Annotated in this window: 1 pseudogene; it reads right to left on the bottom strand. The window is 68.0% G+C overall.

Annotated elements, in window-relative coordinates:
* A pseudogene (locus A9D60_RS03635) lies at positions 1-1,150 on the bottom strand (hypothetical protein); the annotation flags it as partial.
* Positions 1,151-1,217 lie beyond the last annotated feature (67 nt).

Here is a 1,217-nt window from a genome sequence, read left to right on the forward strand (position 1 = left end):
TTGTAGGCTTGTAGGCCAGCACCCCGGCGGGCACCGGAACCGCCTTGCCCCGCCCCTGCATCTTGCGGTCGGCCCAGGCCAGCAGATCCGCAATCCGCTTACCGTCCAGGAACGGATTGGCAGCCACCACTGCCGCGCCCATGACGTCGCCGACACCCAAGGAGGGATCACTGGACAGGGCCCGGTGCGCCCCCTCCGCCCCCAGGAAATGCGCCAGGTACAGGCGCCCGGCGGTGGTCTGATGCCCCCGCGCCTGCAGGTACGCCTCGTTTTCCCGTGCCAGGTTGCGCACCATTTCCCGGCTGAGCCCGGGGTCCAGCCGCAGCGCCAGCAGCTCTGCCCGTGCCAGACCTTGCACCAGATCCGGGCGGTAGCTGCGCACCATCCGCAGCCAGGTGCCCTCAATGAACTGCCCCAGTCCGGTGGCAGTGGACAGCGGGTTTCTGGCATCGGCCCGCCCGGCGCTTTCCACCTGCACGATCCGGCCGACCAGCGCATCCACAGCCTCAATGCCAGCGACGCCCCCTTCGGAGAAGCTGAAACAGCCAAAGCCGCTGTCCGGCCCGGATCTTGCCGTCACATAACAGCGCATCTGGCCCGACGGGCTGTCGACACCGGCAAACAGGACCTGGCCGGAACCCAGCCCTTCCGGGCCAGGATTGGCGGCAAACACCAGCGTAAGCCGGTCTTCACCGGAGACCGGGCGCTCCAGGTCAAAGCTCCTGGACAGCATCACGATCAGCTCGCCCGCCAGATCGGTCGCCAGCCCGTTTCGAAGCGCTGTGGAATAGAGCGCATCCAGCAACCGCGGCGGCTGGCCCGGCTCCGCTTGCACAGGCTTACTGCCTGACAGCAAAAGCAAATCCTCCCCGGCCCAGGGATCTGCCGCAAGCTGAAACCGGCCCGGACCGGTCTGCGCCAGGCTGGCCAGGTAGCTCTGCGGCCCGTACAGGGACATTTGCAGCAGCTCCCGCCCCGCTTGCCCGAACGGCCTGGGCCGCCAGCGCAGCGCCACCAGACTGCCCGGCGCCAGCGCGCCGCCCAGGTTCATCAGCCGCTGCGCCGCCCTGCCGATCTCTTCCGCCTCCAGCCGGGTAAAGGCCTGCTCCTGCAAAAGACCGCTCAGCGCCTGGGCAGAAGACAGATGCAATACCGTTTCCTTGAACAAATACGCGCGTGCCTTCGCCGGGCTGACCATCGCGGTGCTGGCGGCATCC

Origin of the sequence: Leisingera sp. JC1 (assembly GCF_001679925.1) — a bacterium.
GTDB lineage: Bacteria > Pseudomonadota > Alphaproteobacteria > Rhodobacterales > Rhodobacteraceae > Leisingera.